Source organism: Micromonospora sp. CNZ296, from assembly GCF_007827635.1.
Genome location: NZ_VISW01000003.1, coordinates 1 through 13,388, shown reverse-complemented (window position 1 = coordinate 13,388; position 13,388 = coordinate 1). Strand labels below are relative to the sequence as shown.

Below are 13,388 nucleotides of genomic sequence, written 5' to 3'. Positions count from 1 at the left end.
GCGCCCGCGACTCAGAAGCGGCTGACAGTACGCTACGTCGCGAAGTAGGCGGCACTCTCCGCGTCGGCCGGGTAGTAGGACTCGATCGCGATTTCGTCGATCGTGATGTCCATCGGGGTGCCGAATGTGGTGATGGTCGAGAACAGCCGCAGCTCTCGTCCGCCGACGCGAAGGATCATCGGTATCACGACGTCCGCTTCGATCCGTTGACTCGACGTGTTCTCCGGCTCGGGCGCCAACAGTTCTTCGTAGAGTGCGGTGAGTTCAGGGTCGGGAGCATTTGCGAGCTGGCGTGAGATCCGGGTGCGGAACACCGCGCGCACGTCGGCCAGGTTGACGACCATGCGCGCGAGACCGCGCGGATCCAGTCCCAGCCGTACCAGGTTGACCGGCGGTCGCAGCAGGTCAGGAGCCACCTGCGCGAAGAACGGGTCGACAGCGCGGTTGGTCGTCACGATGTTCCACCGGCGATCGAAGACCACCGCCGGGTAGGGCTCGTGGGCGCGGAGCACCCTCCGGACAGCGTCGTGGACGGCTGACAGTGCGTTGTGGTCGAGCGGACTCTCGGCGTACCGAGGTGCGAAACCCCCGGCGAGCAGCAGCCGGTTGCGATCACGCAGCGGCACGTGGAGCTGATCCGCGAGTCGAAGGATCATGTCGGAGCTCGGCTTGGACTTACCGGTCTCGACCAGACTGACGTGACGAGCCGAGACGTCCGCAGCGATCGCGAGATCCAGTTGGCTGAGTCCCCGATGCTGCCGCCACTGCCGCAAGAGTTCCCCGACCGTGTGCACGATCATGGAGCGTACTCATCGTCGAGTCGGACGCCATGAAATCCGAGTTCATCGACAATCGAAGCGGTCACGCAAACACTGCATCCATGACCACGGAGAACCAGAGCATCGTCCGACGGGCGCTGGCAGGACTGATCGAGACGGGTGACGTCGATGCGCTCGCCCCGTTCCTGAGTGATGACTTCGTCCACCACAGGCCGGGTACGACCACGTCGACCAAAGTGGAATGGCTCGCCGCCGTCCGCGCCGCGCTGGTACCGCTTGCCGACATGCAGGTCGAGATCCATCAGGTGCTGGCCGACGGCGATCACGTCGTGATGTACTCGCGGCGCTGGCTTCCCGGCGCAGGACCGGAGATCGCGGTCGTCGACATCTGGCGGATCGACGACGGGCTGATCGCCGAGGCGTGGGAGATCATCGAGCCGGTGGCCCACGTGACCGCCAACCTCGCGTGGTGGAAACCTGCTCAGCACCTGCCACGCGCATGAGCTCCGCCTGCGACCAGGCCCTCGTAGGCCGCGGTGGTGTCATCCGTCCAGAGGACGACCGCGACGCGCTGGCCTTCGGCGACCGGGTCCAAGCCGTGGTCCTCGCGGGTATCGTCGCTGAAGAGAACCAGCTGGGGACTGCGGAAGGTCCACATGCCGCGAGCCTATCGGCGACGCGCCGGGCGTATCGAGGACCAGCTGGGTCAAGCCCGCCGAGGAAAGCACATCCCGGATGCCGTCGCTCGGCCGCGATGTCACACTGCGGCAGTGGAGCGCTTTCGGTGTGCGAGCTGCGGGAAGAAGCTGAGCGTCCCGGTCCGGTTGGTGGAACTGCCGGCGCCGCCGCACTGGTCGGTCCTGGACTGCCACCACGTGAACCCGCCGCTCCTCGACCCGGGCGCCTACGCGATCGACGAGGCCGCCTACGGCCGTGATCAGCTCACCGGCACCTTCGTCCTCTCACCCGGTGACGTACGCGGGACACGCTTCGTCCATGACCGTGTCCGCACGGGCTGCTGGTCGATGGTGGGATGGATCCCCTGCGTCGCCTGTCGAGGCTGCGGGGCCGTGGTCGCCTCGCGGGCCGACGACTGCGGGATGGCGCAGGAACTGCGCTTCCATCCAGCGATGGTTGTCCGGGAGCGGTGTGAGGATGAACCGGACCGCGTGACCGATCCTTTCGCGCTGATCGCCGATTGGGACCGTCCTGCGCCCGACACCAGACCGCACCGAGGGGTGCCCGAGCCGACCCGTCCTCGACCCGAACTCGTCGCCACCCGCTGGGGAGGCCGAGGCTTGAGGGAAGCTCTCTTCCGAGACGATCCGCCGGCCTGACCCAGCCGCGCGCCAACCGCACTTGGGCCGAGGCGGCTCTGACTACCACTACCGAGCCTCAAGCGTCGGCGTCGGTGAGCAGTCGGGCGGCCAGGGCGCGTACCTCGTCCTTGAGTTCGTCCGGTCGGTCGATCGTGAACGACCAGCCGAGCCCGGCGAGCATCTGTGCCGCACCGTCGAGCCGTTCGGCTCGGGCGGTGAGGCGTACTCCGCCGGGAACCTCGGTGAGCGTGCCGACCGAGGGCGGGATCCGTCGCTGCGCCAGCTCCAGGCTGGTGTGCAGCACCACGGAGATGTCGTGCGCGTACGGCACTGCTGCCAGACCGGCGAGGACCTGCATGGTGGGATCGAAGCCGGCTGGGATGTCGAACCTGCCCGGGGCGGGGCGGGCCGTCCCGACGCGGTCGAGCCGGAACGTCCGTACGGCCCGGCGGTTGTGGTCGTGGCCGGTGACGTACCACCGGCCGGCGTGGAAGACCAGCCCGTACGGGTCGAGCCGGCGCTCGCCGGACTCGCCGCGCCAGGTGGTGTAGGTGATGTTCACCGGTTGCTGATGTCGGGCCGCGTCGGCGAGCACCAGCAGCACCTCGATGCCGGCCGGGGCGGGCTTCCGGACCCGTGCGGTGAAGTCCACTGTCTCCAGCAGCGAATCGATCCGCCGGGCGAGAACGGCCGGCAGCACCCGGCGGATCTTCGCGGTCGCGCTCTCGGCGGCCGCGCCTTCGGCGGTGACCAGCCCGGCCCGGCCGGCGGCCACGAGCCCGAGCATGACGGCGACCGCCTCCTCGTCGGTGAGCATGAGTGGCGGCAGCTTGTATCCGGGCGCGAGCCGGTATCCGCCGTAGCGACCGCGCCGGGCCTCGACCGGGATGCCCAGGTCGGCGAGGTGCGCGGCGTATCGGCGGACCGTGCGCTCGTCGACGCCCAGCCGACCGGCCAGGTCGGCGACGGTGAAGCCGCCGCCGGCCTGGAGGATCTCCAGCAACGCCAGTACGCGCGCGGTCGGCCGGGTCACAAATCCCCACTCCTAATCCGGGCGGAACCTGTCCGGTATCGATCGTAGCGTGTCATGCATGACGACCTTCGTACTGGTTCCCGGGTTCTGGCTCGGCGCATGGGCCTGGCGCCCCGTCACCGCCGCCCTGCGCAGGCACGGCCACGAGGTGCACCCGCTGAGCCTGACCGGCCTGGGCGAACGCGCCCACCTGGCCCGCCCGGACACCGACCTCGACGTCCACGTCACCGACGTGGTCAACCTGCTGCGCTACGAGGACCTGCACGACGTAGTGCTCGTCGGGCACAGCTACGCCGGCGCGGTCGTGACGACAGCCGTTGCCGACCGCATGACCGACCGCATCGCCCAACTGGTCTTCGTCGACACCGGCCCGCTGCCCGACGGGGCGGCGAACGACGACTTCAGCCCGCCCCCGGAGCGTGAACGCAACGCGGCGGTGGTCGCCGAACACGGCGACGGCTGGCGGCTGCCGCCCCCGCCGTGGGCCGAGCTGGCGGCGGGAGCAGCAGACGTGGATGAATCGGTCGTCGCGTTGCTCGCTGAGCGGTCGGTGGCCCAGCCGTGGGCGACTGCCACCACCCCGGTGCGGCTCACCGGGGCGTGGGAGAAGCTGCCCCGCCTCGGCGTGCTGTCGAGCTTCACCGCCGAGCAGGCACGCGAGATGGCCGCCACCATGCCGCTGTGCCGGCACATGGCCGGCGATTCGTGGCGGTACGAGGAACTGCCGACATGGCACTGGCCGATGCTCAGCCGGCCGGCCGAGCTGGCCCGGATCCTGCACGAAGCAAGGCCGACGGCATAGCCCGCGGTGCCCGGGCGACCGTACCCAGGTCACCCGGGCACCGGCACGGGGGAACCATCCCGTTTTCGGGTTCTCTCCCGGCCAGGCGGTCAGACGTCGAAGCGGAACCTAGACGGCAGGACCCGGTCGGCGAAGCAGTCCGTTGGCGACCAGCTCGACGGTCACCGCGACGGCGATCGCCTCGACGGCCAGGAGCGCGACCAGGACCAGTAGCTGGGCTGCCCCGGCCTGGACGGGTGTGCCGCCGCCGAGCAGCACGCCGACGAAGGCACCGGGGAGTGTGACCAGGCCGACGGTGCGTGTCTGGTCCAGCGCGGGCACCAGCGCCTGCCCCGCGCTGGGCCGGCAGATCTCCAGCGCCGCATCCCGCGGCACGAGGCCCAGCGCCAGTGCCGCCTCGTACTCGCCGTGGCGGTCGCGAAGCTCGTCCAACGCGCGGCGGCCCGCCAGGGAGGTGGCCGTCATCGCCCCGCCGATGAGGATTCCGGCGATCGGAACGACCGCGACCTCGGTCAGCGGCACCGCGCCGGAGGCCACGACGAGGGCGGAGGCCGGGAGCGCGCCGGCCGCGATCGGCGCCAGCACCGGCCAGCCGAGGCGAAGCGAGCTGACCCGGCGCGCGGAGGTCGCCGCCGCGACCAGGATCATCAGCGTGATGAACCCGGCGCTGGCCCACCACGACCGCAGGACGGCAGTGATGAGCAGCGCCACGGCGCACAACTGCACCACCGCGCGCAGCGCCGCCGTGGCGATGCCACGGGCGTGGCCGAGCCGGCCGGCCCGCACCGTTGCCACGGCGACGAGCACGAGAACGACGAGTACGGCGGCGAGCGCCGGACCCACCGCGACCGCACCTTGATCCATGGGAACATTCGACCAGCCGACGCTTGCTCAGATGTTGGAGCCGTCCGGCGGCAGCCCGGGCGGTGGCTGCGGGGATCCGCCCCGGCCGGCAGCCGGTGGACAGGACATGCCCAGGGTGTAGGCCGTCATGGACAGCGAGCCGTAGGCGTAGCCGTCGACGAGGACCTCGGTGTCGGGGGTGTCCGTGGCGGCGGCCAGACCGGCGAGATACAACGCGGGGATGAAGTGATCCGGTGTCGGTACCGCACGGCGGAAGTCCCCGTGCGCGTCGAGGGTCGCGTACTCGCCCGGGTCGGTCAGCATCCGGGCCTTGGCGTCCTCGTCGAAGCGTCGCGCCCAGTCGAAGCCGTCGTCGGCCAGCGCCCAGTCCATGCCGCGCAGGTTGTGCACGATGTTGCCGCTCGCCACGATCAGCACTCCACGTCGGCGCAGTGGAGCGAGCCGGGCGCCGAGTTGAAGGTGGTAGTCCATCGGCTTGTCGGCGTTGATGCTGAGCTGGACGACGGGAATCGTCGCGTCCGGAAAGGCGTGCATCAGCACCGACCAGGTGCCGTGGTCGATGCCCCAGCTGTCGACGTCCGCCCCGACCCAGGTCGGATGGACGACGTCACTGACCTCCTCAGCCAGTTCGGGCAGCCCCGGTGCCGGGTACTGCACCTCGAACAGCTCCTGAGGGAACCCGTAGAAGTCGTGGATGGTCCTCGGCCGGGGCATCGCGGTGACGGCCGTGGCGTTGATGTACCAGTGGGCACTGACCACCAGGATCGCGCGGGGACGCGGCACCGCTGCGCCGAAGGCTCTCCACGCGGAGGTGTACCGGTTGACCTCGAGGGCGTTCATGGGGTTGCCGTGGCCCAGGAACGCCGCGGGCATCAACACATCCAGGGCCGGATGTACGTCTGAAGACACGTGGACACGATAGTGCCGCCTCGCAGCGGTTCCGGCCTGAATCACGCTCCCCGGCGGATCGGTGATCGAGTCTCCCGGATCGTGGCTGCCGATCGCCGTGCGGCAGCCTGCCCGTTCGGGCGGCTGCCGAGTGACTCCTGGCGATGGGACCATGATCGGGTGACGCCCTTCCACATCGATGTGCCCGAAGCCGTCCTGGACGACCTGCGGGCTCGGCTCTCGCGGACGAGGCTCGCGCCGGCCGCCCCGGGAGAGCCGTGGGCCGCCGGCACCGACCCTGGGTACCTGGCAGATCTGGTGCGGTACTGGCTCGACGGATTCGACTGGCGTGCGGTCGAGCGTGCCCTCAACCGGTACCCCCAGTTCGTCACCACGATCAGAGGCACGCCGATCCACTTCGTTCATGTCCGCTCGGCATCGCCCGACGCCACGGCGCTGATCCTGACCCACGGCTGGCCCAGCACGTACACGGAGATGCTGCCTCTGGTGTCCCGGCTCGCAGACTTCGACCTCGTCATACCGAGCCTGCCGGGCTTCGTCTTCTCCGGACCACTAGCCGAGGGCCCGACGACCGAGGCGGCCGTCGCGGACGTGTGGGCCGAGCTGATGACCCGTCTGGGCTACGACCGCTTCGGCGCCTACGGTGGCGATGTCGGGTCCGGCGTGTCGACGTGGCTCGGCGCCCGCCACGCAGATCGGGTCATCGGGGTCTTCTCGCAGCACATCAAGTTCCCGCCGGCGGACCGCAGGGGCGACCTCAGCCCGGCCGAGGAGGCGTTCATCGCCATGCTCGACGCGAAGGCCCAAGATGACTGGGGCTACGGAATCATCCAGGAGACACGGCCCGACACCCTTGCGGCCGCGCTGAGCGACTCGCCGTCCGGACTGGCCGCATGGATCATCGAGAAGTACCAGCGCTGGAGCGACTGTGGCGGCGACATCTCCCGCCGCTTCGGCTTCGACGAGCTGCTGACCACCGTGATGCTGTACTGGGTCACCAACTGCATCGGCACGTCCTTCCGGCCCTACCGTGACGACCACCTGGCCCCACACCTGCCAATGATCGCCGTGCCCGCTGGCATCACTGTCAGCGTGGAGGACGCCGGCCTGCCCCGGTCGTTCGCCGAACGCACCTACGCCAACCTCACCCACTGGCGCGAGCCCAGCGTCGGCGGCCACTTCCTCGCCCAGGAAGAGCCCGATCTGCTCGCTGCCGACCTGCGCGCCTTCTTCAGCGCACTGCAGTGCTCCAGAAGCCCAACCGGCGACGTCGTCTAGATCGTTTCAACCATGGGACGAGTGGTCCAGATCCTCTCGAACGCTGCGCCACGCAGGCCACGACGCCGAGGCGGCCGACGTTGAACTGCGCGTCGGGGCCCTCAAGCGGTTGGGTGCGAGAGCGTCACGGCAACCACTGGTCCGATCGCGACGCTGAGCAGGTAGGCGAGGTTGAACAGACCCAGGGCTTCGGCCCGGTGGGAGGCGGACACGACGCCGGCCGCGTGCAGGGCGAGTACGCCTTGGCCGGTCGCGGCGGCCAAGGAGCCGAGCGTCATCGCCGCAAGCAGCAGCGGTACGGCAGTGGTGACCGCCGCCAGCAGCGGCGCGGCGGCGCCGGTGACGAGCAACGTGGCGGCCGCGACGCGGCGTGAAACTCGCACTGAAGCCGCGACCAGGAACCCGGAGCAGACGCCGCCGATCAGGTAGGGCGCCAGCAGCACGATCCCGCTCATGGTGCCTGCCCATCCCGCGTGCTGTCGCAGCAGGTCCGGCGCGGCGTAGAGCAGGGCGAAGTTCCCCACTCCCAGCGCGAAGGCCAGCGCGCCCGCCGCGAGGAACCGGCCGTTCCGCGCCACCGCAGCAGGCAGGAAGCCGTCCGGACGGACCTTGGTCCAGAACACCAGCAGAGGCAGCAGTACAACGGTGGCCGGGCCGGCCACCAGCGGCCGGTGCGGAATGAGGACGGCTGCGGTGACCAGCATCGCCAGGATGGTCATCCCGAAGAAATCGAATGGCGCCGGCACCGCGTCCGCTGCGGTGGTGCCGCGGCGAGCCGCGGGCACGGCGAGCACCGCCAGCAGCGGCAACGCCAGCGCCACCTGCCACGACGAGAGGTCGGCGATCAGTGCCCCGGTCAGCGGACCGGTGGCCCCGACGACCGCCAGCGACGCGGCGACCACGCCCATCTGCCGGGCCGAGTCGGCCAGTTTCATCGCCGTCACGGTGAGTCCGGCAGACCCCAATCCCTGCACCGCCGCACCGGCCACCATCGCCGGCACGCTCGGGATCAGCACGAGGAGGAGCGTCCCCGCGGCCACCAGCGCGGACGCGACGGTCAGGACCGCTCCTACGCCGCGACGGGCGAGCAGCGCCGCCAGCAGCGGCGTCCCCAACGCGATCCCCCAGCCGAAGGCGGTTACGCCGGCGGCCGCGGCCTGTTCCCCGCTACCCGTTGCGCGCGCCAGGTCGTCGAGCAGCAGTGCCGGTGCGGCAATCCCGAACGACAGCGGACCGGCCAGCAGGGCGAGCCAGGGTGTGGCCACCCGCCCTGGTGCGAGCTGCCTGGGACGGTGAGCGGCTCGGCGCCGCTGTAGCTGATCCATGTCGTTCCTCCGGTGTCGGCTCGGTTCAGCCTGCCCGGGGCTCCTTACCATCGACTGATGACCGGCTGACGTACGCGTCGGTGACCCCGCACCGCTTCTGGTGAGCAGACCCGCGGTCGGCGGACGTTCGCGGGGCGGGACAGCCGGCTGGCTAGTGTGAAGCGATGAGGTTCGGAGTGCTGGGCAACGTCGCGGTGTGGACGTCGGACGGCACACCTGTCGCCGTGCCCGGCCTCAAAGTGCGTGGTCTGCTGGCTGACCTGCTGGTTCATGAGGGACGCCCGGTGACCGCCGACCGGCTGATCGAAGATCTCTGGGGTGACGAGGCGCCCGGCAACGCGCTCGGGGCGCTCCAGACCAAGGTGTCGCAGTTGCGCCGCGCACTGGGGGCGGGCGAGGTGGGTGGCCGTGCGCTGGTCGAGTCCGGTGAAGCCGGCTACCGGCTGCGGACGCCGTCGGAATCGGTCGACGCCGGTCGCTTCGCCGCTCTGTTGCTACGCTCGAGCGCGCAGCGGGAGCCGGCTGTGCGGGCGGCGACGCTGACGGAGGCCCTGTCGCTGTGGCGCGGTTCCCCGTACGCCGACTTCAGCGACGAGCGATTCGTCCGCCAGGCGGTCGAGCGGCTCAACGACCAGCGCCTGACCGCGCTGGAGGAGCTGGCCGAGGCCCGGCTCGCTCTCGGTGAGCACCACCTGCTCGCCGGGGAACTGACCGACCTGGTCGCACGCCACCCGTGGCGTGAGCGACTACGGGCCGCGCACCTGCGCGCGCTGTACGGCTCGGGACGCCAGCATGAGGCGCTGTTCGCCTACGAGCAGTTCCGTCGGCAGGCGCGCGACGAACTCGGCATCGATCCCGGCAGAGAGTTGGTCGAGCTGCACGGGGCGATCCTGCGCCAGGATCCCGCCCTCCAGCCGCCGGCACCGGCGTCGGCTCCGGCCCGAACCAACCTGCCGGCGCCTCTGTCGCCTGGTCCGTACGGTGGGCTGATCGGGCGCGACGCGGCCGTCGAGGCGGTACGGGAGCGGCTGACGAACGAGCGGCTGGTGACCCTGACCGGTCTCGGTGGGGTGGGAAAGAGCAGGCTGGCGATCGAGGCCGCCCGTGCGCTGGGTGACACGTTCCCCGCTGGAGTGTGGCTCGTCGAGCTGGCCGGCCAGCAGTACAGCGGCGACCACGCGACCTGCACCGAGATCGTCGACATGGTGGCGGCGACGCTCGAGATCCGGGACGACGGTCCGCCCGGCCTGCCCGGGGACCGACCACCGCGCGAGCCGATGGACCGGCTGGTCACCGCGCTGCGGGGTCGGCGAATGCTGTTGCTGCTCGACAACTGCGAACACGTGGTGGCGCCGGTCGCTCAACTGACCGAGAAACTCCTCGGCGCCGCGGCCGACCTGCGCATCCTGGCGGCGAGCCGCGAGCCGCTCGGGATCCCCGGCGAAGTCGTCTTTCCGGTGCCGCCGCTTGGCCTGCCGGAGCCCGGAGCCGGCGCGCGGCAGATCGCCGAGGCTCCGGCGGTTCGGATCTTCGTAGCCCGCGCCCGCGCCACCGAGCCGGGGTTCACCGTCGATCAGCGGAACGCGGACGCGGTCGCCGTCATCTGCCGGCGTCTCGACGGCGTACCGCTGGCGCTGGAACTGGCCGCGTCCCGCCTGGCCGTTCTCGACCCGGGCGAGCTGGCGGCACGGCTCGACGATCGCTTCCGGCTGCTGTCATCCGGCCGGCGCACCGCGCCCCCGCGTCAGCAGGGGCTTCGCGCCGTGATCGACTGGAGTTGGGAGTTGCTGTCGCCTCCCGAACGCGCGGTGCTGCGCCGGCTTGCGGTCTTCGCCGACGGCGCCACCCTGGCCGCCGCCGAGCAGGTGTGCGGTGGCGGGCAGGTGGCATCGGACGAGGTCCTCGATGTGCTGGCACGCCTGATCGACCGATCGCTGGTCATGGTGCGGCACGACGAGAGTCCGCGACGTTTTCGCCTACCGGAGACAGTGGCTGCCTACGGTCTGGAACAGCTCGGCAGCGCCGCCGAACTGCCCGAAACTCGTCGCCGTTACGTCACGTGTTTCGCCCGTCTCGCCGAGCAGGCCGCCGGACGGCTACGTGGTCACGATCAGAGTCGTGCGCTGCGCGAGCTCGACGCCGAGAACGCAAACCTCCGGGCGGCACTCGACGTCGCCGCCACCGACGGTCAGGCCCGCGTGGGCTTGGCGCTCGCCACCTCGTTGTCCTGGTACCGGCTTCTCCGGGGTCGATTCGGAGAGGTGAGCCGGTCACTGCGAACGGCGTTGGACATCGTCCCGAGGAGCGAGGACGACGTCGCACCGGACGGCCTACGGCGACATGCGGAGATGTGGCTGACCGCTCTCGCCACCCGGGACGGCGATCCGACCGCTCCCCGGCAGCGGATCCTGGAGAGCTACCAGGACACCGAGGGGCCGGAGAAGGCGTTCGCGCAGTGGTTGTTCGCCTCCATGATGCTCGGCTCCGGAGATCCGGGCGAGGCCGCCGTCCTGGTCGACGCGGCGCTGGCGGCGTTCCGCGCCGGCGGGGACCGGTGGGGCATCGCTGCCGCCTGTGCCATCCGAGCGGACCTCGCGCTCGTACTCCGCAGCGACCTGCCCGCCGCGCAGCGTGACTGCGAGACCAGCCGGTCGCTGTTCGAGCAGGTGGGCGACCGCTGGGGACAGGTGCATCCGACGAGCCTGCTGGGAACCCTGGCCGAGATCCACGGCGACTACGATCGCGCCGCCACGCGCTACCGGGAGGCGCTGCGCATCGCCGAACACCTGCGACTGTGGACGTCGGTGTCCCGGCAGCTGGCATGCATCGGCCGGCTCGCCATCTTGAGGGGCGACCTCGACGAGGCCGCCGTCAGTCACGACCGCGCGCTACAGGTGGCGCAGGAACAGTCGAGCCGCTCAGCCGCCGCCTTCGCCGGCACGGGCCTGGCGATGATCGCGCGACGGCGGGGCGACCTCGACGCCGCCGAGACCCAGCAGCGAAACCTCCTCGACTGGAACCGCCGCGCCGGCTTCCTGCCGGGCTGCGCGCTCGCGCTGGCCGAGTTGGGATTCATCGCGGAGCACCGCGGTGATGCTGTCCTCGCCGAGCGCCACCACCGTGAGTCGCTCGACGCGGCGCGCGCCACCGGGGATCAACGGGCGGTCGCCCTGGCTCTCGAGGGCCTGGCCGGGGCGATCAGCCTCGGCGGTGACAGTCGCACCGCCGCGCGGCTGCTCGCCGCGGCGCGGACGCTGCGCGAGGCCGCCGGAGCGCCGCTTCCTCCCGGGGAGCAACATGACGTCCAGCGCATCACCGTCCGCCTCCGGGAGGCGCTCGGCAGCGACGAACTCGCCGCCGAAATGAGCCGCGGCGCGCAGCTCGACCTCGACGAACAGCCGTTCAGCGGCGTCGGTAAGGGGATGGTCAGCGAACGGTAAGCCTGATCGGCACGGTTGACCGAGAACCGAGCCGACCCCAGGAGGCACCATGCACACCGATGCCAGGATCGCCGTCATCTACTACTCCGCCACCGGCACTGTGCACCGGCTCGCGCAGGCATTTGTCGACGGAGCCGCCGACGCCGGCGCGGAGGTCCGCCTGCGCCGGGTGGCAGAGTTGGCACCGGAGCACGTCATCGATGCCAAGCCGCAGTGGCGAGCCCACCTCGACGCCACTGCCGACATCCCGGTCGCCACCCTGGACGACCTTCGGTGGGCCAACGGGTACGCCTTCGGCACGCCGACCCGTTTCGGGAACATCTGCTCCCAGCTGCGCCAGTTTCTCGACACCACGACCGTCCCGTGGCAGGCGGAGGAACTGGCCGACAAGCCGGCGACCGGCTTCACGGCCACCTATGAGGAACACGGCGGCCAGGAGGCAACCCTGCTCAGCCTCTACCAGACCTTCCACCACTGGGGGTCGATCATCCTCCCCACGGGCTACCTGAACTACGACACCGCTCACGCCGCCGGCGGAAACCCGTACGGCGTCAGCCTGGTGGAGAGCCGCGCCAGCCGGGATCCCGAGTACGTCAAAGCTGTCCTCGAGACGGCCTGCTTCCAGGGCGCACGCCTGACCCGGATGGCAGCCGCTGTCGCCGCCGCCCGCGCGGACAGCCGGCTCGGGTGAGGCCCGGCGGCGGGAGCAGTACGATCTACTACTCGCCGGTTGGGCCGCCTGCCAGTTCTGCCACGATGTCCAGGTGCCCGAGGTGGCGGGCGTACTCCTGCACGAGGTGGAACAGCACCCGCTCCAGCGACGCCGGGTCGGCGCCGTCCCAACGCTCACCGGGCGCGCCGATCGCGTCGAGGTCGCTGCCCTCCACCACCGCCCGCGTGTGCCGGCCCTGCGCGCGCAGCGCGGCCAGCAGGTCGGCCCGGGTCTCCTCCGGCCCGACGAACCACCGCTCGTCTCGCCGGTCACCCCACGGGTCGCCGACCTCGCGCCCCTGGAATCCCCACTCGATCCAGCGCAGCTCCACGTACCGCAGGTGCTTGACCAGTTCCAGCGGCGTCCACCCGGACGGCAGCGCGCTGCGGCGCACGTCGTCCTCGGACAGCGCGAGCACCTTCGCCACCACCGTGTCCCGGAAGTAGTCGAGGTAGCGCAGGAACACCTCCGTACGACCGGCGGCCGGAACGGTGGGTGCGGGAAACTCGATGGTCATCCGACCAGTATCCGCAGGCCCAAGTGGGCCGCGCACCATACGAGCCAGTGTCGCGGGTGGCTGCGGCGGACGTCAGACGGCCTCTTCGCCAACGGTTCCTACACTCGGCTGGTGCCGGAACCGCGCTTCGAGATGGTGATCGCCCACGTCTTCGACGTCACGGGCCGCCCACTGATCGTGTCCGGGTCTTTGTAGTCCGACCGACCTGCGCCAAGGCGACATGGTAGAGGTTCTGTGTGGCGGCTACGTCGTGGCCGCAACCCGCGCCTACGTTGAGCTGCACTCGCGTCCCGGTACCGCGTCTCTCGTACTGCCTGTCGACGACGGCTTGAGACTGACCCTCTGTCGGCGGATTGGGATTGACCCCCTTCCGTAAGTCTGGAGGGGTGATCAAGTTGGAGGAGTGGGCT

General features: G+C 70.6%; 12 protein-coding genes. 6 read left to right on the top strand and 6 right to left on the bottom strand.

Translation table 11 applies throughout. The annotated features are described in order from the left end of the window. Nucleotides 1-32 precede the first annotated feature (32 nt). The gene (locus tag FB455_RS05560) at nucleotides 33-800 is read right to left on the bottom strand and encodes a helix-turn-helix domain-containing protein (protein WP_013285088.1); all 768 of its coding nucleotides are present in this window, start codon (nucleotides 798-800) and stop codon (nucleotides 33-35) included. A gap of 80 nt (nucleotides 801-880) precedes the next feature. On the opposite strand from FB455_RS05560, the gene FB455_RS05555 reads away from it, so the two are divergent. Continuing rightward, nucleotides 881-1,282, top strand: coding sequence for a nuclear transport factor 2 family protein (locus FB455_RS05555; protein ID WP_041798932.1), 402 nt, complete (start codon nucleotides 881-883; stop codon nucleotides 1,280-1,282). 267 nt (nucleotides 1,283-1,549) lie between these two features. Next, nucleotides 1,550-2,116 (top strand): hypothetical protein, encoded by a 567-nt coding sequence (locus FB455_RS05550; protein WP_041798930.1) that lies wholly within the window; start codon nucleotides 1,550-1,552, stop codon nucleotides 2,114-2,116. Nucleotides 2,117-2,174: 58 nt separating this feature from the next. Here the strand turns inward: FB455_RS05550 and FB455_RS05545 are convergent, their stop codons facing one another. After that, a complete protein-coding gene (locus FB455_RS05545) occupies nucleotides 2,175-3,131 on the bottom strand; it encodes a helix-turn-helix transcriptional regulator (protein WP_145752541.1) in 957 nt (318 codons plus the stop codon). Between the two features lie 58 nt (nucleotides 3,132-3,189). Between FB455_RS05545 and FB455_RS05540 the strand changes: the two genes are divergently transcribed. Then, nucleotides 3,190-3,933 carry an alpha/beta fold hydrolase gene (locus FB455_RS05540; protein ID WP_013285084.1) on the top strand — a complete coding sequence of 248 codons (744 nt, stop codon included), beginning with the start codon at nucleotides 3,190-3,192 and terminating at the stop codon, nucleotides 3,931-3,933. A 108-nt stretch (nucleotides 3,934-4,041) separates the two neighbouring features. Here the strand turns inward: FB455_RS05540 and FB455_RS05535 are convergent, their stop codons facing one another. Beyond that, a complete protein-coding gene (locus FB455_RS05535) occupies nucleotides 4,042-4,797 on the bottom strand; it encodes an ABC transporter permease (RefSeq protein ID WP_041784169.1) in 756 nt (251 codons plus the stop codon). A 27-nt stretch (nucleotides 4,798-4,824) separates the two neighbouring features. Next, nucleotides 4,825-5,706, bottom strand: a complete 882-nt coding sequence (gene ygiD / locus FB455_RS05530; RefSeq protein WP_486481507.1) for a 4,5-DOPA-extradiol-dioxygenase — start codon at nucleotides 5,704-5,706, stop codon at nucleotides 4,825-4,827. Between the two features lie 159 nt (nucleotides 5,707-5,865). Between ygiD and FB455_RS05525 the strand changes: the two genes are divergently transcribed. Then, a complete protein-coding gene (locus tag FB455_RS05525) occupies nucleotides 5,866-6,984 on the top strand; it encodes an epoxide hydrolase family protein (RefSeq protein ID WP_145752539.1) in 1,119 nt (372 codons plus the stop codon). A gap of 101 nt (nucleotides 6,985-7,085) precedes the next feature. On the opposite strand, the gene FB455_RS05520 is transcribed toward FB455_RS05525, so the two are convergent. Further along, on the bottom strand, nucleotides 7,086-8,249 hold the full coding sequence (locus FB455_RS05520) for an MFS transporter (RefSeq protein WP_486481506.1): 1,164 nt from the start codon (nucleotides 8,247-8,249) through the stop codon (nucleotides 7,086-7,088). Between the two features lie 224 nt (nucleotides 8,250-8,473). Between FB455_RS05520 and FB455_RS05515 the strand changes: the two genes are divergently transcribed. Next, the gene (locus tag FB455_RS05515) at nucleotides 8,474-11,749 is read left to right on the top strand and encodes an AfsR/SARP family transcriptional regulator (protein ID WP_486481505.1); all 3,276 of its coding nucleotides are present in this window, start codon (nucleotides 8,474-8,476) and stop codon (nucleotides 11,747-11,749) included. Nucleotides 11,750-11,798: 49 nt separating this feature from the next. Beyond that, a complete protein-coding gene (gene wrbA / locus FB455_RS05510; protein ID WP_013285078.1) occupies nucleotides 11,799-12,440 on the top strand; it encodes an NAD(P)H:quinone oxidoreductase in 642 nt (213 codons plus the stop codon). 28 nt (nucleotides 12,441-12,468) lie between these two features. Here wrbA and FB455_RS05505 read toward each other — a convergent pair whose 3' ends face one another. Further along, entirely contained in the window at nucleotides 12,469-12,978 is a 510-nt protein-coding gene (locus tag FB455_RS05505) for a DinB family protein (RefSeq protein ID WP_013285077.1), read from the bottom strand. Nucleotides 12,979-13,388 lie beyond the last annotated feature (410 nt).